Annotated in this window: 17 protein-coding genes and 5 pseudogenes; 9 read left to right on the top strand and 13 right to left on the bottom strand. The window is 65.6% G+C overall.

Annotated features, from left to right (window positions below; genetic code table 11):
- Nucleotides 1-60: 60 nt before the first annotated feature.
- Nucleotides 61-405: a CDGP domain-containing protein gene (locus ACQY5A_RS11120; protein ID WP_428340400.1), complete on the top strand. Its 345-nt coding sequence runs from the start codon at nt 61-63 to the stop codon at nt 403-405.
- 61 nt (nt 406-466) lie between these two features.
- Nucleotides 467-994, top strand: a pseudogene (locus ACQY5A_RS11125) (cupin domain-containing protein).
- A gap of 15 nt (nt 995-1,009) precedes the next feature.
- Here ACQY5A_RS11125 and ACQY5A_RS11130 read toward each other — a convergent pair.
- The 3 genes from ACQY5A_RS11130 to dapB are packed head-to-tail and all read right to left on the bottom strand — an operon-like array spanning nt 1,010 to nt 2,660.
- Nucleotides 1,010-1,465 carry a flavodoxin family protein gene (locus tag ACQY5A_RS11130; RefSeq protein ID WP_428340401.1) on the bottom strand — a complete coding sequence of 152 codons (456 nt, stop codon included), beginning with the start codon at nt 1,463-1,465 and terminating at the stop codon, nt 1,010-1,012.
- On the bottom strand, nt 1,462-1,926 hold the full coding sequence (locus tag ACQY5A_RS11135) for a hypothetical protein (protein ID WP_428340402.1): 465 nt from the start codon (nt 1,924-1,926) through the stop codon (nt 1,462-1,464). The genes ACQY5A_RS11130 and ACQY5A_RS11135 overlap by 4 nt, the downstream gene beginning before the upstream one ends.
- Complete coding sequence (gene dapB, locus ACQY5A_RS11140; RefSeq protein ID WP_428340403.1) at nt 1,923-2,660, bottom strand: 4-hydroxy-tetrahydrodipicolinate reductase; 738 nt, start codon at nt 2,658-2,660, stop codon at nt 1,923-1,925. Before dapB ends, ACQY5A_RS11135 begins: the two co-directional genes overlap by 4 nt.
- Nucleotides 2,661-2,765: 105 nt before the next feature.
- On the opposite strand from dapB, the pseudogene ACQY5A_RS11145 reads away from it, so the two are divergent.
- Nucleotides 2,766-3,228: pseudogene (locus ACQY5A_RS11145) on the top strand (DUF222 domain-containing protein); the annotation flags it as partial.
- Nucleotides 3,229-3,383: 155 nt separating this feature from the next.
- Nucleotides 3,384-3,797, top strand: coding sequence for a hypothetical protein (locus tag ACQY5A_RS11150; RefSeq protein WP_428340404.1), 414 nt, complete (start codon nt 3,384-3,386; stop codon nt 3,795-3,797).
- Here ACQY5A_RS11150 and ACQY5A_RS11155 read toward each other — a convergent pair.
- Both ACQY5A_RS11155 and ACQY5A_RS11160 read right to left on the bottom strand, forming a co-directional pair.
- A pseudogene (locus tag ACQY5A_RS11155) lies at nt 3,794-3,940 on the bottom strand (2Fe-2S iron-sulfur cluster-binding protein); the annotation flags it as partial. The gene ACQY5A_RS11150 and the pseudogene ACQY5A_RS11155 overlap by 4 nt on opposite strands.
- Nucleotides 3,941-3,978: 38 nt before the next feature.
- Complete coding sequence (locus ACQY5A_RS11160) at nt 3,979-4,494, bottom strand: Lrp/AsnC family transcriptional regulator (protein ID WP_428340405.1); 516 nt, start codon at nt 4,492-4,494, stop codon at nt 3,979-3,981.
- A 68-nt stretch (nt 4,495-4,562) separates the two neighbouring features.
- Between ACQY5A_RS11160 and ald the strand changes: the two genes are divergently transcribed.
- Nucleotides 4,563-5,678 (top strand): alanine dehydrogenase, encoded by a 1,116-nt coding sequence (gene ald, locus ACQY5A_RS11165; RefSeq protein WP_428340406.1) that lies wholly within the window; start codon nt 4,563-4,565, stop codon nt 5,676-5,678.
- Nucleotides 5,679-5,705: 27 nt separating this feature from the next.
- Nucleotides 5,706-7,142 carry an amidase gene (locus ACQY5A_RS11170; protein ID WP_428340407.1) on the top strand — a complete coding sequence of 479 codons (1,437 nt, stop codon included), beginning with the start codon at nt 5,706-5,708 and terminating at the stop codon, nt 7,140-7,142.
- On the opposite strand, the gene ACQY5A_RS11175 is transcribed toward ACQY5A_RS11170, so the two are convergent.
- From ACQY5A_RS11175 to ACQY5A_RS11195, 5 genes and pseudogenes are all read right to left on the bottom strand, one after another.
- Nucleotides 7,139-8,161, bottom strand: coding sequence for a nitronate monooxygenase (locus ACQY5A_RS11175; RefSeq protein WP_428340408.1), 1,023 nt, complete (start codon nt 8,159-8,161; stop codon nt 7,139-7,141). The two genes, ACQY5A_RS11170 and ACQY5A_RS11175, sit on opposite strands and share 4 nt — an antisense overlap.
- 4 nt (nt 8,162-8,165) lie before the next feature.
- On the bottom strand, nt 8,166-9,518 hold the full coding sequence (locus ACQY5A_RS11180) for a M16 family metallopeptidase (protein WP_428340409.1): 1,353 nt from the start codon (nt 9,516-9,518) through the stop codon (nt 8,166-8,168).
- Nucleotides 9,496-11,787, bottom strand: a complete 2,292-nt coding sequence (locus tag ACQY5A_RS11185) for a polyribonucleotide nucleotidyltransferase (protein ID WP_428340410.1) — start codon at nt 11,785-11,787, stop codon at nt 9,496-9,498. Before ACQY5A_RS11185 ends, ACQY5A_RS11180 begins: the two co-directional genes overlap by 23 nt.
- A gap of 406 nt (nt 11,788-12,193) precedes the next feature.
- Nucleotides 12,194-12,463: a 30S ribosomal protein S15 gene (rpsO, locus tag ACQY5A_RS11190; RefSeq protein WP_428340411.1), complete on the bottom strand. Its 270-nt coding sequence runs from the start codon at nt 12,461-12,463 to the stop codon at nt 12,194-12,196.
- 121 nt (nt 12,464-12,584) lie between these two features.
- A pseudogene (locus ACQY5A_RS11195) lies at nt 12,585-13,560 on the bottom strand (bifunctional riboflavin kinase/FAD synthetase).
- Between the two features lie 79 nt (nt 13,561-13,639).
- Here ACQY5A_RS11195 and mntR point away from each other — a divergent pair.
- The gene (gene mntR, locus ACQY5A_RS11200; protein WP_428340412.1) at nt 13,640-14,335 is read left to right on the top strand and encodes a manganese-binding transcriptional regulator MntR; all 696 of its coding nucleotides are present in this window, start codon (nt 13,640-13,642) and stop codon (nt 14,333-14,335) included.
- Here mntR and ACQY5A_RS11205 read toward each other — a convergent pair.
- Nucleotides 14,332-15,372 (bottom strand): AraC family transcriptional regulator ligand-binding domain-containing protein, encoded by a 1,041-nt coding sequence (locus ACQY5A_RS11205; protein ID WP_428340413.1) that lies wholly within the window; start codon nt 15,370-15,372, stop codon nt 14,332-14,334. The genes mntR and ACQY5A_RS11205 overlap by 4 nt on opposite strands.
- 72 nt (nt 15,373-15,444) lie before the next feature.
- On the opposite strand from ACQY5A_RS11205, the gene ACQY5A_RS11210 reads away from it, so the two are divergent.
- Both ACQY5A_RS11210 and ACQY5A_RS11215 read left to right on the top strand, forming a co-directional pair.
- Complete coding sequence (locus tag ACQY5A_RS11210) at nt 15,445-16,845, top strand: cytochrome P450 (RefSeq protein WP_428340414.1); 1,401 nt, start codon at nt 15,445-15,447, stop codon at nt 16,843-16,845.
- A gap of 14 nt (nt 16,846-16,859) precedes the next feature.
- Nucleotides 16,860-17,711, top strand: coding sequence for an SDR family NAD(P)-dependent oxidoreductase (locus ACQY5A_RS11215; protein WP_428340415.1), 852 nt, complete (start codon nt 16,860-16,862; stop codon nt 17,709-17,711).
- Between the two features lie 184 nt (nt 17,712-17,895).
- On the opposite strand, the pseudogene ACQY5A_RS11220 reads toward ACQY5A_RS11215, so the two are convergent.
- A pseudogene (locus tag ACQY5A_RS11220) lies at nt 17,896-18,057 on the bottom strand (SDR family NAD(P)-dependent oxidoreductase); the annotation flags it as partial.
- Complete coding sequence (locus ACQY5A_RS11225; RefSeq protein WP_428340416.1) at nt 18,054-19,520, bottom strand: flavin-containing monooxygenase; 1,467 nt, start codon at nt 19,518-19,520, stop codon at nt 18,054-18,056. The pseudogene ACQY5A_RS11220 and the gene ACQY5A_RS11225, both read right to left, overlap by 4 nt.
- Nucleotides 19,521-19,636: the final 116 nt, after the last annotated feature.

Genomic DNA, 19,636 nt, shown 5'->3' on the forward strand with positions numbered 1-19,636 from the left:
ATCACATCATGCCGCTCCCGCGAATACCTGAATATCGGCCCCCATCGGGTCAGGCGTTTAATGACCCACCGACGCCCATCGATGATCGAGCAGTACACCTCTGTAGTGGAGAACAAGATGACGAAGCGCTACCTGACCGCAGCCATGGGAGCCGTGATCACGACCGCTGGATTGATCGCCACCGCGGCCCCGGCCAGTGCCGGATGTGTGAACCCCGGGCCTGGGATGACGCAGTTGTGTGACAGCCCCGTCGACAGCGACGGCATGTGGGAACGCTGTCTGACCTCGTATCCCGGCGGCCCGCTGAACCCCGCCAAACTCGACTGCGAAACGATGAGCGCGGGTGATCCTCCGAAGGAGTCCGACCCGATCTTCACGTCGATCCCCACGCACATCGACCCATAGCGGAAAACCAGATCGACATTACGCGGTGGCCCGGATAGGGCCTCTGGGGTAATTTCGGCGAGTGTCAATCAACCGTCGCAAAGTCCTAGGTGGGGTGGGCCTGGCCGGTGCGCCGGCGGCGGCCGGGGTGGGCGTCGATCATGTGGTCTCGGGCCACCGCACCGCCAAGGAAGTGTCGCTGGCAGACGATGCCGAACGCTTTGGCGATCCCCGCCTGCCCGATGAGACCATCACCTCGAACTCGCATCTGTTCCATCTCGGCGCCCAGCCCATCAGCAGCTTCGACGGCGGTTCCTTCCAGCAGGCGGACGAAGAGAATTCCCGATCCTGAAGGGTCAAGAAGCCAGCATCCAGCTGATCACGTTGCGGCCCGGCGCTATTCGCGAACCGCACTGGCATCCCAGCGCGTGGAGATCAACCTGGTCACCAAGGGAGTCGCGAGCTGGGTCCTGATCGACGGCAACGGCATCGGCGAGTCGTTGAGTAAGCTTCCGAGCCAATGTTGTCCGCCATCTTCGGCGTGCCCGCGGACGCGTTCAACTCGTTCAAGAAGTTCGACAACGCGATCACCATCCTGCGCCCACACTGACGCCGGATACGTGCGTCAGCCCATCAGAGTCGCCGCGAGAGTTGCACCCAGCTCGTAGGCCCGCTCGCGGACGCCGGCGTCGATCGCGCCGGTAATCTCGAGTGCATCAGCGGCTTTGGCTAGCGCCAGCCCGGTGACGACCTTCTCCACCGACGCCACCGCGCCGACGGTGTCGTTATTGCCGTGCACCCACAGGCCGTACGGACGGCCCGCCACATGATCCAGACTCGGGTAATACACCGTGTCGAAAAAATGCTTGAGCGCCCCGGACATGTATCCGAGGTTGGCCGGGGTGCCGAACAGGTAGCCGTCGGCGTCGAGCAGATCGGGAACGGTTGCCGCCAGCGCGGGCCGTACCAGCACGTCCACGCCGTCGATGTCCGGATCGTTGGCCCCGGAAAGCACCGCCTCGAGGATCTCCCGGGTGGCCGGTGACGGAGTGTGGTGAACGATCAACAGCGTCTTGCTCATTCACGCCCCTCTAGCTCGACGGCCTTTTTCATCGCTTCGCGGGCGCGGCCCCGGTCTCCCGCGTAGTCGTACGCGCGGGCCAGCCGATACCAGCAATGCCAGTTGTCCGGATCTTTCTCCAATTCGGCACGGACGCGGGCGAAGAGAGCATCGGCGGCGTCGCGTTCGATACGCCCCGACGGACGACGCGGCAAGGCGCTCACGTCGAGCTCCGTCCCGTCGTCGGCGCTAAGGCGGGCCAGCTTCTGATGCGCGACGCCGGCGTTCAACGTGGCGATCATCGTCCACAACCCGATCACCGGCAGGATGAGCAGCGCACCACCCAGCGCGATACCGACGGCGTGCCCGGAGCGGATCATCAGGACCGCAGTCCTACCCAGCAGCACGATGCACACCAGCAGTGCTGCGCACATGAGCGCGATCATCAGCTGGATGCGCATACCGCGCGACGTGGAAGTCATTGCAGATTGAGCAGCGATTCGATTCCTATTGTGAGCCCGACATGTTCGGCGACCCGGCGAACCGCAAGTAAGACGCCCGGCACGAACGACGTGCGGTCGATGCTGTCGTGCCGGATGGTCAAGGTCTCCCCCAGCGTGCCGAACAGCACTTCCTGGTGTGCGACCAACCCGGCCAGCCGCACCGAGTGCACCGGCACGCCGTCGACGTCCGCACCGCGAGCACCGGGCAGGCTCGTGCTGGTGGCGTCCGGGTTGGGCGGCAAGCCTTTTCGCGCCTCGGCGATCAGCGCGGCAGTCCGGGCAGCAGTACCCGACGGCGCATCGGCCTTCTGCGGATGATGCAGCTCGATGACTTCGACCGACTCGAAGAACGGTGCGGCCTGCTTGGCGAAATGCATGGACAACACCGCCCCGATGGCGAAGTTGGGCGCGATGAGCACCGCGACACCTGGCTTGGCTGCCAGCCGGGTCCGAACCTGTTGCAGCCGTTCGTCGGTGAAGCCGGTGGTTCCCACAACGGCGTGGATGCCGTGGTCGATCAGGAATTCGAGGTTGGCCATCACGACGTCGGGATGGGTGAAGTCGATGACCACTTCAGTGTTGTTGTCGGTCAGCAGGCTCAGCGCGTCACCAGCGTCGACCTGGGCGGACAGGGTCAGATCGTCGGCGTCCTGCACCGCCTGCACCATCGTGGTTCCGACCTTGCCCTTAGACCCCAGCACAGCTACCCGCATGGCTTCACCCTAAAGCGTGCCGACTTTGTCCACCGTTGGGCCTTTATCCACAGTTGCCGTCAGTGTGTCGTCTTCGTGTTGCCTCTTAAGCCCGCTTCGAATAATTCGACCACCCTGCAGGAACTCAGCTCCGCCACCGGACAGGCGGTGACCGGCGGCGGGACGCTGCTGCCGATGCGCGACCTGATCCGGATGGCCAGCCGCGCATACCACTACTTGGCAGTCTTCGATGAACACCAAAACCGGCCGCTGTATTTGGGCCGGGCCCGTAATAGCTTCCGCGGACCAGCGACTGGTGCTCTACGCGAAGGATCGTGGCTGCACCTGCCCGGGCTGCGATATCCCCGCATATTGGACCGAGGTTCATCACGACGACGACTGGGCCCGCGGCGGCCGGACAGACATCGATCGATTGACATTGGCGTGTAAGCCCGACCATAAAAAGATTGATCAAGGCTGGCGGACAATAAAACTCGCAAACGACAACACCCCGTGGATTCCACCGCCACATCTCGACCACGGCCAAGCGAGAGTCAATGACTATCATCATCCCGAACGCTTCTGTTGACGACGAGCGTTAGCGCGAGTGAGCACTTCGGCGTTCGCATTCGTCACCGTGCGTTCACCCAGAAGAATCACCAAACTCACACGAAGCCAGAAGCTCCTGTGATACCCACCAACAGGTGCTCGACGCACTGACCGCTCCACGAAAGGAACCGGATCATGACGATCACACGCGGTTTTGCCGCCGGCGCGCTGTTCGCCGGTCTCGCCCTGGTACTCACGGCTCCTGTGGCCTCGGCGGACCCGCTCGACGGCCACTACATCGAGACCGAGAGCTACCCGGACGGCCACTCGATCCACGACGATTGGTTCATCACCCCCTGCGGTGACGGGTGCGCCTCCATCAAGGAGTTGGGCGAGGCACATCTGGTCAACGGGCAGTGGTCGCTGGACGGCAAGGGTGGCGTGTCCTGCGAAGACGGCGGTGATGTTCACGACGCCATCGGCTTCCACTATTCGTGGGACGCCAACACGCTGGACGGCACCGTGCAGATCACCAACAACGTGGCCGCCTGTGGCAACCCGCAGGGGTACCAGGAGACCAACAATCTGCACTTGGATCGAGCGACCTAAGCGTCGATTACCACTCGGCCACCGGTCGCACGGGAGACACACACCAGCATCTCGCTGTCGGCTTCGGCGGTGCGACCGCGACGGTCAACCTGCCCACCAAGCACTCTGACCCTGCAGTTCCCGCAGAAACCCTGGCGGCAGGAGCATTCCCGGTACCGCTGGTATCGGGAATACTGCGCGGTCAGACCGGTGCGGCCCCTCGCAGGTGTTCGAAGATCAGCGATGTCTGGGTGCCGGCGACGTCGGCGTCGGAGTTGAGGTTCTCCACGACGAACGATCGCAGGTCCTCGGTATCGCGGGCAGCGACGTGCAGGATGAAGTCGTCGGTACCGGCCAGGAAATAGACGTCCATCACCTGGGGGCGGCGCCGAATCTGCTGGATGAAGTCGCGGATCTTACCGCGGGCGTGGGACTGCAGGCTGACCGAAATCATGGCCTGCAGCGGCAATCCCACCGCGGTCGGATCGATGTCGGCGTAGAAGCCGCGGATCACGCCGGTCTCCACCAACCGACGGACGCGGCCGTGACACGTGGATGGGGCGATGTCGAGTTCCTCGGCGAGGGCGCTGTTGGTGATCCGGGCGTCGGCGTGCAGCAGGCTGAGAATTCTGCGGTCGACGCAGTCCAGATCCGTGACTCGAAGATCCTTCGACACCGACCGGGTGCGGTGTGCATATTCCGTGTTTCCTTCAGTCATATTCGGATATTACCGCTGTGTCTTCTTCGTCTTTGCACCTACAGCGAAGTTTCTTCACACTTGGAGGCATGCGTGTAGGCATCCCGACCGAAGTGAAGAACAACGAATTCCGAGTGGCGATCACCCCCTCCGGTGTCGCTGAATTGACCCGACGCAGCCACGAGGTCGTCATCCAGGCGGGCGCCGGTGAAGGCTCGGCGATCACCGACAACGACTTCAAGGCCGCCGGGGCGCAGGTCGTCTCCACCGCCGAGGCTCTGTGGGCCGACGCCGACCTGATCCTCAAGGTGAAAGAGCCCATGCCGCTTGAATATTCGCGGATGCGTCGCGGCCAGACACTGTTCACCTACCTGCATCTGGCAGCGTCGCGGGCCTGCACCGAGGCGCTGCTGGCCTCCGGCACCACGTCGATCGCCTACGAGACTGTGCAGACCGCCGACGGCGCATTGCCGCTGCTGGCTCCGATGAGCGAAGTCGCCGGTCGGCTGTCCGCCCAGGTCGGGGCCTACCACCTGATGCGCACCCACGGTGGTCGAGGCGTGCTGATGGGCGGCGTACCCGGCGTCGAACCGGCCGCGGTGGTGGTCATCGGCGCGGGGACCGCGGGCTACAACGCCGCCCGAGTCGCGCACGGAATGGGTGCTGTCGTCACGGTGCTCGATGTCAACATCAGCAAGCTGCGCGAGGTCGACCACGCTTTCGGTGGCCAGGTGCAGACCCGCTATTCGACGGCCCTGGAACTGGAGGAAGCAGTCAAACGCGCCGACCTGGTGATCGGCGCCGTGTTGTTGCCCGGCGGCAAGGCTCCGACCTTGGTATCGAATTCGCTTGTCGCTCACATGAAGTCGGGTGCGGTCCTGGTGGACATCGCCATCGACCAAGGGGGTTGCTTCCAGGATTCACGTGCGACCACCCACGACGACCCGACCTTCGCGGTGCACGACACGCTGTTCTACTGCGTCGCGAACATGCCGGCAGCGGTACCCAAGACGTCGACATATGCGTTGACCAACGCCACCATGCCGTACGCGATCGAACTCGCCGACAGAGGCTGGCAAGACGCCTGTCGGTCGAATCCAGCTCTTGCCAAGGGTCTTTCGACTCACGACGGAGCGCTGCTCTGCCAGCGGGTTGCCGCCGATCTGGGGCTGCCGTTCACCGACCCCGCGGCCGTGCTGGTCTGACGTTGGGGTTCGTGCTACACAAGCCGCGTGACGTCACTCGCCGATCAGACCCAATGGATGGATGCCGTCGACCAGGCCGCCCTGGTGGCTCGCGGTGAGGTCACTCCGCTCGAACTGCTCGACGCGGCCATCGAGCGGATCGAGCGCATCGATCCCGTGCTCAACGCGGTGGTGATCCGCTGGTTCGACCACGCGCGTGACACCGCTCGGGCGTCGCTGCCGGACGGGCCATTTCGCGGCGTGCCGTTTCTGATCAAGGACCTGTTCGCCGGCTACGCCGGTCAACCGCTCACCAACGGCAACCGCGCGCTGAAGAAGGAAGGGGCCACCTCGGCGGCCGACACCACCTTGGTGAGCCGATTCCGCGATGCCGGCCTGGTGATCGCCGGCCGGACCAACAGCCCCGAATTGGGCAGCGTGCCAACCACCGAGCCGCTCGCATGGGGCGCGACCCACAACCCGTGGGATGTCGGTCGCTCGCCAGGCGGCTCGAGCGGCGGCGCGGCGGCCGCCGTCGCCAGCGGCATGGTGCCGTTCGCGCACGCCAGCGACGGTGGCGGCTCGATTCGCATCCCCGCGTCGTGTTGTGGACTGGTCGGGCTGAAGCCCAGCCAGGGCCGGATCTCGCTCGGACCGATCCGCGACGAAACCGCGCTGTCGGTTGAGCTGTGCGTCAGCCGCACGGTGCGGGACACCGCGACACTCCTCGACGCGGTACGCGGGCCCGGTGTCGGCGACACGGTCATCGCGCCAGCTCCCACTCGCAACTACGTCGACGAGCTCGGCGCCGAACCAGGCCGATTACGAATCGGCCTGCTCGACCACCGCCCGCAGGGCGGGGCGGTGGCGCCCGAATGCGCGGCGGCGGCCCGCTCCGTCGCGACGCTGCTCGAATCCTTGGGCCACACCGTCGAGCAGGCGTGGCCGAAAGCGTTGGAGGACACCTCGCTGCGCGTGCACTTCGCCACGCTGTGGAGCACGAACATGGGCGTCGGGTTGCGACGGATCGAAGAGCAGATCGGAAGGCCGCTGACCGCCGACGAATTCGAGCCGGTCAACCGGATGCAAGCCGACGTCGCGGCACATTTCACCGCCGTCGACTACGCGCTGGCGTTCTCGGCCGCCACCCACTTTCGCCGGTCGGTGCAGGCGTGGTGGTCCGACGGCTGGGACGTGTTGCTCACACCGACGGTCGCCGAACTGCCGTTGCCGTTGGGGACGATCGCCAGCAACCCCGACAATCCGCTGGCCGCCATGGAGCGCGCGTTTGAGTTCATTCCGTTCACCCCGCCGTTCAATCTGAGCGGTCAGCCCGCGATCAACGTCCCGGTCGAGTGGACCGACACCGGGCTGCCGGTCGGGGTGCAACTCGTGGCCGGTTACGGGCGCGAGGATGTTCTGCTGCAGGTGGCCAGCCAACTGGAATCCGCCAAGCCTTGGGCGCACCGCACGCCACCGGTCTAGATGTGACCGAGTTTGTCGACGATGTCCTTTGTCGGCGCGGCGACGGTCTGTCGATACGCGGTCCCCGCCCATAGGTTGGTGCCGTGCGGGTCTTCCAACTCGACAGCGGCTCTACGGATCGGTGATGTCATCTGGTTGACCTCGGGATAGCCAAGCGGCGCAATGTGATCCAGCATCCGGGTGAAGTCGTTCGCCAGACCGCGGGCGTACCGGCCCGAAAACGCGCGGGTGACAACGGTGTTGTCGAATTGCGGGTGGCCCAGAGCCGACCGGTGCGCCTCGTTGGTGCCGGCCTCCTCGGCCAGCAGCAGCGCGGTGCCGATCTGGGCGGCGGCCGCTCCCCTGCGCAACACGGCGGCGACGTCTTCGGTGGTACCCAGCCCGCCTGCGGCGATCAGCGGAACGTCGTGAGCGTGTCCGATGCGATCCAGCAAGTCGATCAGTGACATGGTTCCCGGTTCCATGTCCGGCGCGAACGTACCGCGATGCCCGCCCGCATTCGGGCCCTGGACGACCAGGCCGTCCGCCCCCGCGGCGACGGCCACGCCGGCCTCGTATGCCGACGTGACGGTGATGTAGAGCAGCATTCCCAATGCACCGAACCGACGCAGCACATCCGGCGATGGCGCACCGAATGTGAATGACACCAACTCGGGCCGAAGGTCGGCGACAACCTCGAGCTTCTGCTGCCAGCCGTCGTCGTCACCGAATTCCGGATAGGCGACTTCGACGTCGTAGTGCTCGGCCAACTCGTCGAGCGCCTCGGCGTAATGGTCCAGCGCGAGAACGTCGGCCACGCTGGGCTGGGGCACGAACAGGTTGACGCCGATCGGGCCGGTGGTCTTCGCGCGTGCCGTCACGATGTCGTTGGCCAGGCGCTCCGCGCTGAGATAGCCGCCGGCCAGAAAGCCGAGTCCACCCGCGTTGGAGACCGCTGCGGCCAGCGCGGGCGTTCCGGGGCCGCCCGCCATCGGCGCACCCACGATCGGCACCTCGAGATCCCAGAAGCCCAGTACCATCGCGTTACCTCGTCATTGTCCGAAGTTGTTGCGGCAGAGATTTTTTCGACTGGTGCGGCCCAAGCACGGCTGCGCCGTAGGGCTGGGTGAGAAGTTGGCGCGCAATCGCGTTGACCTCGTCCAGAGTGACCTCATCGAGCTCCTGCAGCGTCCGGTCGATGCTTCGGTGCTCAGCGTAGTTGAGTTCGCCACGACCGATGCGGTGCATCCGTGAACTGGAATCCTCGAGGCCGAGCACCAGCCCGCCGCGCAGCGAGCCTTTGGCGATCCGGCATTCCGTCTCGGTGATGCCGTCGCGCCCCACTTCCTCGAGCACATCGGCGGTCACCTGGATCACTTCGGCGAACCGCTCGGGCAGGCACGCGGAGTACACCGACAACGCTCCGGCGTCGGAGAAGGTGTCCACCGACGAGTACACCGAGTACGCCAGACCGCGAGACTCCCGAACCTGTTGGAACAAGCGGGAACTCAGTCCACCACCCAGGGCGGTGTTGAGCACTGTCAAAGCCCAGCGGTGTTTCCAGTGTCGGCCGGGGGTCCGAACTCCGAGAAAGACATGCGTCTGCTCGGCATCGCGGTTGGCGACGGTCAAGTGCGGGCGGCCGGTGACCCGGCCGGCGCCTTTGCGCGGCGCTATCGCCTGACGCCCCCGAACCAACCGAGGCCCGAAGTGCTCACGAACCAGCTTCACCACGGTGTCGTGGTCGACATTGCCGGCCACCGCGACGACCATCCGCTCGGGCGTGTAGCGCCGCTGATGAAACGAATGCAGCTGGGCACGCGTCATCGACGACACCGACTGCACGCTGCCGATCACCGGGCGGCCCACCGGATGATCGCCGAATAGCGCCGCCAAGAACTGGTCGGCCAGCGCATCTTCGGGATCGTCGTCACGCATCGCGATCTCCTCGAGAACGACGTCGCGTTCCAGCTCGACATCGCTTGCGGCACAACGCCCGTTGAGCACCACGTCACTGACCAGGTCGACAGCCAGCGCGAGGTCGCTGTCGAGCACATGCGCGTAATAGCAGGTGTGCTCCTTGGAGGTGAACGCGTTCAGCTCGCCGCCGACCGCATCCATCGCCTGCGCGATGTCGACAGCGGTGCGCGTCGGGGTCGACTTGAACAGCAGGTGTTCCAGGAAGTGCGCGGCGCCGGCCACGGTGGCACCCTCGTCACGCGATCCGACGCCGACCCACACCCCTACCGAGGCAGAGCGAACCCCGGGCAGGTACTCGGTGACAACCCGTAAACCGCCGGGAAGTGTAGTGCGCCGGAACGCGGCGGACGGCTCGGAACTGGGCCGGCCGCGGCGTAACGGCTGCGTCGATGGGCTAACTGCTGGCCGTCGCGGCATCGGCTTCCGACGGCTGCGCGGCCTCCGGGCTTGCGGCGGTGTTATCGCCGCCGGAATCCCCGCCGGAATCGCCGGCATCTTCGTCCACGAGCACCAGGGAGATCTTGCCCCGCTTGTCGATGTCGGCGATCTCGACGCGCAGCTTGTCGCCTAGGCTCACGACGTCTTCGACCTTCGCGATGCGCTTTCCCCTACCGAGCTTGGAGATGTGGACCAGACCGTCGCGCCCCGGCAGCAGCGAGACGAACGCACCGAAATCGGTGGTCTTGACCACGGTTCCGAGGAACCGCTCGCCGGTCTTGGGCAGCTGCGGGTTGGCGATCGCGTTGATCTTGTCGATCGCGGCCTGCGCCGCCTCGCCGTTGGACGCACCGACGAACACGGTGCCGTCGTCTTCGATCGAGATCTGCGCACCGGTCTCCTCGGTGATCGAGTTGATCATCTTGCCCTTGGGCCCGATGACCTCGCCGATCTTGTCGATCGGCACCTTGATCGTGGTGATCCGTGGCGCGAACGGGCTCATCTCGTCGGGCTCGTCGATGGCCTCGGCCATCACCTCCAGGATGGTCAGTCGGGCATCCTTGGCCTGGGACAGCGCACCCGCCAGCACCTGCGACGGGATCCCGTCCAGCTTGGTGTCCAACTGCAGCGCTGTGACGAAGTCCTTGGTGCCCGCGCACTTGAAGTCCATGTCACCGAATGCGTCCTCGGCGCCGAGAATGTCGGTCAGAGTGACGAAGCGACGCTCGGTCTTGCCGTCTACCTCGACATCATCAGAAACCAGGCCCATGGCGATGCCGGCGACCGGCGCCTTCAGCGGCACACCGGCGTTCAGGAGCGACAGCGTCGAGGCACACACCGAGCCCATCGACGTAGAACCGTTGGAGCTCAACGCTTCCGAGACCTGCCGGATCGCGTAGGGGAACTCTTCGATGCTGGGCAGCACCGGCATCAGCGCCCGCTCGGCCAGCGCGCCGTGGCCGATCTCGCGTCGCTTGGGCGAGCCGACCCGGCCGGTCTCGCCGGTGGAGAACGGCGGGAAGTTGTAATGGTGCATGTAGCGCTTGGACGTTTCCGGCCCCAGCGAGTCGATCTGCTGAGCCATCTTGACCATGTCGAGGGTGGTCACGCCCATGATCTGAGTTTCGCCACGCTCGAACAGTGCGCTGCCGTGCGTCCGCGGAATGACCGCGACCTCGGCCGACAACGCACGGATGTCGGTGATGCCGCGACCATCGATGCGGAAGTGGTCGGTCAGAATGCGCTGGCGCACAAGCTTTTTGGTCAGCGAGCGGAACGCCGCGCTGATCTCTTTCTCGCGGCCCTCGTAGGTCTCGCCGAGCCGCGCAAGAACTTCGGACTTCAGCTCGTCGGTGCGGCCGTCGCGCTCTTCCTTGCCCGCGATGGTGAGCGCCTTGGAGAGCTCCTCGGTGGCCACCGAGGACACGGCGTAGAAGACGTCATCCTGGTACTCCGGGAACAGCGGGTACTCGGCGGTCTCCTTGCCGGCGGCGTCGTGCAGCTCCTGCTGCGCACTGCACAGCGCGGCGATGAACGGCTTGGCGGCTTCCAGACCCTCTGCCACGACGCTCTCGGTTGGCGCGCCTGCGCCGCCCGCGACGAGCTCGATGACGTTGTCGGTGGCTTCGGCCTCGACCATCATGATCGCGACGTCATCGGCCGTCTTGCGGCCCGCGACCACCATGTCGAACACGGCGCTCTCGAGCTGCTCGACCGTCGGGAACGCGACCCACTGGCCGTCGATGAGCGCCACGCGCACGCCGCCGACGGGGCCGGAGAATGGCAGACCCGAAATCTGGGTCGACGCGGACGCGGCATTGATCGCCAGCACGTCGTAGAGGTCCTTGGGGTCCAGGCTCAGGATTGTGACGACGACCTGGATCTCGTTGCGCAGTCCGGACACGAACGTCGGCCGCAGCGGTCGGTCGATCAGTCGACACGTCAGGATCGCGTCGGTGGAGGGACGTCCCTCGCGGCGGAAGAACGAACCGGGGATGCGTCCCGCGGCGTACATACGTTCCTCGACGTCGATCGTCAACGGGAAGAAGTCGAAGTGATCCTTGGGCGACTTGCTGGCCGTGGTGGCCGACAGGAGCATGGTCTCGTCGTCGAGGTAGGCGACGACGGCGCCGGCGGCCTGCTTGGCCAGCCGGCCGGTCTCGAAACGGATGGTGCGGGTGCCGAAGCTCCCGTTGTCAATGGTGGCGGTTGACTCGAACACGCCTTCGTCAATTTCAGCTACAGACATATTCGTCCGTGCAGCCTCTCTGGATTTGTTCAGCTATTTCGCGCAGGCACGGACAATCCGGAGGACGTGGGAAAGACGCGGAGTCTGGATGCGGCGACGGCCGTCGATCGAAGCTGCCGACCTACCCCCGAATTGGGGAGCTCGGCAGCCACTACCGAAGACCGCGCGATACAGACTTGTCTTCCTCGAAGTCCTGTTGTGCCTCGCTGGAACGGTGCGCGCGGATTGCGCACGCCGCACCAGGCTCGGGCCGAAGGGCCCAGAACGCCCCTGACTCTACACGCCGACCTGGCGATTCCTGCCATCACAGCCGTCGCGTTATTGGGCTACCGCGACACTTAATGTGTTGCGAAGGCGTGCCGATCGGATTCGCCGTCGTCGAAGTCTCACCGAAGACGGCGCTGGGTCAGCGGCGCAGGCCGAGCCGTTCGATCAACGAGCGGTAGCGCTCCACGTCGAGCTGGGCGACGTACTTGAGCAGCCGGCGGCGACGACCGACCAGCAGCAGCAGTCCGCGCCGCGAGTGGTGGTCGTGCTTGTGCTTCTTGAGGTGTTCGGTCAGGTCAGCGATGCGCTTGGTCAGCATCGCGACCTGCGCCTCGGGCGAACCGGTGTCCGTCTCGTGCAGGCCGTACGAGCCCAGGATTTCTTTTTTCTGCTCGGCGGTAAGCGCCACGAAATATCTCCATCAATAGGTCCGCGATCGTCGAGCTGAGGTGCGGCCACCGCGAACTGCAGCACGCGCCGTGTCGCCGAGAAGTCTAACAGCGGGCCCACCGCAGGCCTGAATTTGCTGGTCAGGTGGCCGAAAGCAGGGTCCGCGCGCGGTCGGTGTCGTTACGCATCGCGTCGACCAGATCGTCGACCGAGCCGAACTTCTCCTGTCCGCGGATGCGCGCGACGAAGTCCAGCGCCACGTGCTGCCCGTACAGGTCCGCGGCGGTGTCGAGGACGAACGCCTCGACCGTGCGGGTGCGCCCGGAGAAGGTCGGATTGGTGCCCACCGACACCGCGGCCTGATAGCGCTCGCCCGGCACCACGCTCCCGGTCACCGGGCCGTGGCCCAACACGGTGAACCAGGCGGCATACACACCGTCGGCCGGGATGGCCGAATGCATCGGAGGTGCCACGTTCGCAGTGGGGAAACCCATGTCGGTCCCCGCGCCCGTCGCCGCGCACCACCACGCCTTCGACCCGGTGCGGACGCCCCAGTGCCTCGGCCGCCGCAACCACATCGCCGGCGTCGACACAGGACCGGATGTACGTCGAGGAGAACGTGACGGTCTCGGTGTTGTGGTGTTCGGAAACCAAAGACACCGCTTCCACTGCGAAGCCGAGTCGCGCACCGGCACTGCGCAGGGTGTCGACGGTGCCCGCGGCCTTCTTGCCGAAGGTGAAGTTCTCCCCGACCACGACTTCCACGACGTGCAGGTCCTCGACGAGTAGTTCGTGGACGTAACGCTCCGGCGTGAGCTTCATAAAAGCGGGGGTGAACGGCATGACCAGAAAGACGTCGATGCCGAATTCCTCGGCCAACTCGGCGCGCCGGGTCAGAGTGGTCAATTGCGCGGGATGGCTGCCGGGGTGCACCACTTCCATCGGGTGCGGGTCGAACGTCATCAGCACCGTCGGCACGCCACGCGCGCGACCCGACTTGACGGCGTGTTCGATCAGCTCGGCATGCCCGCGGTGCAGCCCATCGAACACTCCGATGGTGACAACGCATCGGCCCCAGTCCGTGGGGATCTCGTCCTGGCCACGCCACCTTTGCACGACTCCCAGCCTACGGTGCCAGGTTGCGCGCGGTCGTGCGAGAGCCGCAGATCAGATGAGGATTGCTTAAACTTCCGTTGTGCGCCCTGCTGACGAGTCCAACGATCTCACCGCGGTGGCCCAGGACTACCTCAAAGTCATCTGGAACGCCCAGGAATGGTCGCTTGCCAAAGTCAGCACCAAGATGCTGGCCGACAAGCTTGGAGTGTCGGCCAGCACGGCTTCGGAATCGATCCGCAAACTTGCCGAGCAGGGGTTGGTCGACCACGAGAAGTACGGTGCGGTCACGTTGACCGAGTCGGGTCGCCGCGCGGCGCTGGCGATGGTCCGCCGCCATCGGCTGTTGGAGGCTTTCCTGGTCACCGAACTCGGTTACGGCTGGGACGAGGTGCACGACGAAGCCGAGGTGCTCGAACACGCGGTGTCCGACCGGCTGATCGCGAGTATCGACGCCAAGCTGGGTTTTCCGCAGCGCGACCCGCACGGCGATCCGATTCCGGGCTCCGACGGCCAGGTGCCGACCCCACCGGCTCGTCAGCTGTGGTCGTGCGCCGAGGGCGACGCCGGCACCGTCGCCCGGATATCCGACAAGGATCCGGAGATGCTGCGCTACTTCGACAGCATCGGCATCAGTCTCGACTCACGGTTGCGGGTGCTCACCCGCCGCGAGTTCGCCGGGATGATCTCGGTCGCGGTCGAGTCGGCGGACGGCGCGCCCACCACGGTCGACTTGGGAAGTCCTGCCGCTCAAGCGATTTGGATGGTCGCCCGCTAGCGTCCGCGGCGGCGACGTTTGCTCGGCGGTTCGCCGCAGATCCGGGTGAACGCGCGGGTGAATGCGGCGGTCTCGGAATAGCCGAGCTGGCGGGCGGTCTCTTCGACGGTGAGGCCCGAGTCCAGCAGCGCCGAGGCCAGGTTGACCCGGACCTCGTCGACCAGTGCGCGATAACTGGTGTGTTCGGCGGCAAGGCGACGGTGCATGGTGCGTTCGGTCATGCAGAGTTCCCGCGCGATCACGGCCATGGCCGGCAACTGGCCGGGGTCGCGGATCAGTCGGGTGCGCACGCAGGCGGCCATCCCGCGGCGCTGACGGCGGCCCTGCAGCAGGTCTTCGCATTGCTGCACGCACGCGGAGGCGGTCGCGGCGTCGGCGGCGGGCATCGCCAGATGCAGAACTTCAGCGGGGATGATGACGGCGGTACGCGTCGACGACGTGTCGATTTCGATTGTCAGCCGGGGAAATTCGAGTCGGTCGAGCGGCAGCTCGATGCCAGGCACCTCGACCGTCAGCACGGCGTCGGCATCGAGTCGTCCCATCAAGAGCGGCGCCAGGTTGGTGATCGCGTACATATCGCGCTCGAGCATGAACTCCCGCACATCGGCAGGGAGGTGACTGTTATCGAATTCGATGACCGCGCCGTCGTCGGCATCGTGTCGAACCAGTCGCAGAAATGTCGACGACAACGCCGCGTAGCGGCAAGCGACGTTCACCGCATCACCGATGGTCGGGCTGGCCAGCAACGCATAGCCGAGGATGCCGGTATTGGCGAAGTTGTACTGCAGCCCGACTGCGCGCGCGAACCCGTGCGGATCACGCACGCGAGCAAGGATATTGCGGACGATGCGAAGTTCCTGGCCGGCTTGCACCTCGGTCGCGTTGTTCTCGATGTCGGCAACGGTCAGATCGGTGTCGGCAAGGCAGTCTGCTACCGCGACGTCGTGCATTCGCGCCGCCTCCAACAGGTGGCGGCACCCCGCCGATGGCCGAGGGACATCCCACTCGGCCTGGTGACGGTCTCCGCTGACCCCCATGTGTCCGAACGTATCAAATCGACGTCCGTACGGATCATTCCCGCGGGCGACGTCGGTTCGTAGCGTCGCAGTATGCCGCTGGAAACGACGCTTCGCCGGCCCACACCGTTGCCGCTCAAAGCCGTTCCGCGCCTGCTGCGAAGTGCCCGCCACGATATGGTGCCCGCGCTCAACGTGCTGTTCGAGGCCACCGGCTCGCCGGCCCGGATGCACGTGCCGGGCGTCGTCGACCTGGTCCTCGTCGACCGCCCTCAAGACGTCGAGCAGATCTTCTTGCGTAAGCAGGACGTCTACGTCAAGGGCGAGGAGTACGACGTACCTGCGCTCGGTCTGCGCCGGGGCCTGGTCACCAGCCGGGGCCAGCGCTGGAAACGCGACCGGGCCATGCTCAACCCGATGTTCGCCCGGCGCCATCTCGAGGCCTTCACCAACAGCATGGTCAACCAGGCGAACATCATGCTGGACGGGTGGTCGTCCCACTCCGACGGTGCACGCATCGACGTCGCGCACGACATGATGGTGGTCGCGCTGCAGATCGCCGCGGAGACAATGTTCGGGACACACTTATCCGACGATGAGGTGGCCACCGTCGGCGAGGGTCTCACCCAGGCTCTCGAAGACATGCTGCGAGTAGGTAATTCACCAGCGACCTGGTTGCTGCAGGCACTGCCCGGAATGGACATGGCGTCCGCCGCCTCGGCGCATTGGCGGGCGCGGCGCATCGCTAATCGTTTGCGCGAATTGGACGCGATGATCACCAAACGGATCGAGCAGCGCGCCGGGAATCTCAACGATCAGCCCACGGATTTCCTCGGCCTGGTGCTCGCCGTGCAGGATCAAGCCACCGGCCAACGCCTCTCGCGCGCGGAGGTTTTGGAGCAGTCGGCAACGTTCCTGGCTGCTGGGCACGAGACGACCGCGACCGCCATGGCGTGGTTCTGGCATCTGCTGTCGCAGAATCGCGACGCGCGGGCCCGCATGCTCGACGAAGTGGACACCGTGCTGCAGGGCCGCACTCCCGGGTACAACGATTTCGATCGCCTGCCGTGGACCAAGGCGTGCTTCTCCGAGGCAATGCGCATTCACCCGCCGGTGTATCTGTCGATGCGCCGAGCGACCGCCGACGACGATCTGAACGGCTACCGCATCACCCGGGGCACGATCGTGGTGGTCCTGACCCATCGATTGCATCGCAACCCCGACTTCTGGCCCGAACCAGAACGGTTCGACCCCCACCGGTTTCTTCCCGGCAGCGCCACGGAGCGACCCAAGGCCGCCTACGTGCCGTTCGGTGGCGGCCGGCGCATCTGCATCGGCTCCCAGTTCGCTCTACTCGAGGCGACCATGATCGCCGTAACAACCAGCCAGCGCTTCGTCTTGGACGCGACACCGGGCCATCGGGTGGTCGAAGAAGGCTTCACCACGTTGCGCCCCAAAGGAGGGCTGCCCATGATGATCCGACGCCGCGGATGAAAGAACGAGTTCCGGTGAGCGGACGCACCGCGGTGATCAGCGGCGCCGCCTCGGGCATCGGTCGAGCGCTCGCGGTGCGCCTGGCTGCGCACGGTTGCGCGCTGGCGCTGAGCGACTGGGACGAGGCCGGGCTGAAAGAGACTGCAGCGCTGGTGAATGCACCGGTGAAGTGCCGGGTGCTCGATGTTCGCGATCGCGACGCGCAACTCTGCTGGGCCGACGACGTCGTCGGCTGGGCGCCGACCCGGCTCGGCGTGGTGGTTAACAACGCCGGGGTGGTGCTCACCCAGTGGGCCGCGCAGGCCGACTACGACGACGACAAGTGGTTGATGGACATCAACTTCTGGGGCGTCGCACACGGTACGCGGGCATTCTTGCCGCATCTGATAGCTCAGGGCTCGGGGGTGGTGGTCAACATGTCGAGCATTTTCGGGTTGTGCGCGTTTGCCAGCCAAAGCGCTTACTGTGCGGCGAAATTCGCCGTCCGCGGCTACACCGAAGCGGTCCGTCAGGAGCTGCATGGAACTGGCGTGCGGGCCGTGACGGTGCACCCGGGCGGTGTGCGGACGCCGATCACTCGCAAGGGTCGCGTCCGGGTCGATCCGTTGGGTGATCCCGACCTCGAAAAATTCCACCACAATTTCTCCGCGCTGGCACTGACCTCGCCGGAGCACGCTGCCGAGATCATTCACCGTGGTGCCACTCGGGGCCAGGCCCGGATCATGGTCGGGCTCGACTCGCGGTTGACCTATCTCGCCGCGACGGTCATGCCGACCAGCTACGCCGACGTCATGCGCGTGGCCGCGCCCTTGGCGCGTTCTGCGCTGCAGCGGCGACTGCCCTGGCGTGGTACGCATCCCGGATAGCTTGATCCATTCGTAGGAACGCTCCATCGGTCCCGGTGATTCTCCCCAGGAATCGGCGCGGACGATCTGGCAGGTAAAGGGCTGGGCGTAAGAGGAATTGGAGTCTGCGGGGCGCAAAAGACATACCGCGGTGGCTGCGGGCAGCCGCAACCACGGCCGCGGCAACGTCTTCTGGCTCGACCACTTCACCGTCGATGTCGGCGGCTGCGCATTCGGCCAGATCGGCGTCGAGGTCTCCGATCGCCACCTTGGCGCCCGCGGCCGCGAAGGCCTTCGCGGTGGCCAGACCGATTCCCCGCGCCCCGCCGGTGATGGCCACGACGCGGCCGTTCATTGTTGTCTTCATGCTGACCTCACCAGTGTGTTGATGTCGTAGTCGTTGTTGTCGGGTGCCGCTGCAAGTCGTTGCCGATACGCGTGGGGCGTCCACGGCCACAATTCCGGCAGGCCGTCGGCACCCAGATACCAACTCGTGCAGCCGGACGCCCAGACCGTGCCCGGCATGGCCCGGCGCATGCTCGCGTTGAACTCATCCGTGGCGACCCTGGTGGGCGCAACGTTGTCGAACTCGCCTGCGCGCCAACGCTGGATCCAGCCCAGGATGTGTGCGGCCTGCGCCTCGGCGATCGCGGTCAGCGAGTAGTTGCCGACCGGGCTGTGCGGGCCCATCAGCATGAAGAAGTTCGGGAACCCCGGCAACGCCACGCCCAGATACGCCCTGGGCCCGTCTTCCCACATCTGTTGGATGGTCAGGCCGCCGCGGCCGACCAAGGACATCGGTCGCATGAAAGCGTGGGCGTCAAAGCCGGTGGCCAGCACGATGGCGTCCAGCTCGTGCAAACTGCCGTCGGCCGTGACGATTCCGCGCTTCTCAACGTGGTCGATTCCGGAATCGACCAGACGCACGTTGTCGCGCTGCATGGCCCGGTAGAAGCCCGCAGAAACGACCAGCCGACGGCACATCGGCTGATAGTCGGGGGTGAGGCGGCGGCGCAGATCGGAGTCGCGAACGGACCGAAGGTTGGCCCGGCACAGGCCGCTCATAAACCGACGGCGCCAACCCGGCCGCACCAGCGCGCCGGCCAACCATTCGAATACGAGGTGGTAGACGTAGTACGCCATCGAACTCAGCGTCGGCACCCGGCGATGCATCAGTCCCGACCAGCGCCGGTAGCGCGGGTTCGGCAGCGGCAGAATCCATTGCGCGCTGCGCTGAAAAAGATCGAGACGATTCACCGCATCCGCCAATCCGCAGACGATCTGCACGCCGGTCGATCCGGTTCCGATGACGGCGACCCGTTTACCGCGAAGGCTGACCTCGTGGTTCCAGCGCGCGGAATGCATCACGGGACCGCCGAATTCGGTCAGGCCACTGATCGCCGGCGTTCGTGGCTCACGCAGGATGCCGGTTGCCGCGATCAGGAAGTCGTGCGCTATCTCGTCGCCGGTATCGGTGGTGAGCTGCCAGCGACCTTGGGCGAACCGCGCGTCGACGATCTCGACACCGAACCGGATCACGTCGTTGAGCCGGTAGTGATCACTCAGCTCGCGGAAGTACCCGTAGATCTCGGGGCCCGGGGAGAACAACTTGGTCCAGGCTGGATTCATCGCAAAGGTGAACTGGTAGAAGCGGGACGGTACGTCGCAGGACAACCCGGGATAGGTGTTGTCGCGCCAAGTTCCGCCCACGTCGCGAGATTTCTCGTAGATCGTGACGTCGGTGATGCCCGCTTGCCGTAACACGATGGCCTGGCATAGTCCGGACATGCCGGCACCGATGATGCCCACCGACGGATGTCGTTGCCGCATCAGCGCGCTCCAGAGCCGATTTCGTTTGCGAGCCGTTGCACGCCTGGTAGGGCCCGATCGAGTAGGGCGACGCGCGCACCGGTGATCACCACGACGTTGTGGCTCAGGTTGCGGCT

The organism is Mycobacterium sp. (assembly GCF_965277065.1).
In the GTDB taxonomy this organism is placed as follows: domain Bacteria; phylum Actinomycetota; class Actinomycetes; order Mycobacteriales; family Mycobacteriaceae; genus Mycobacterium.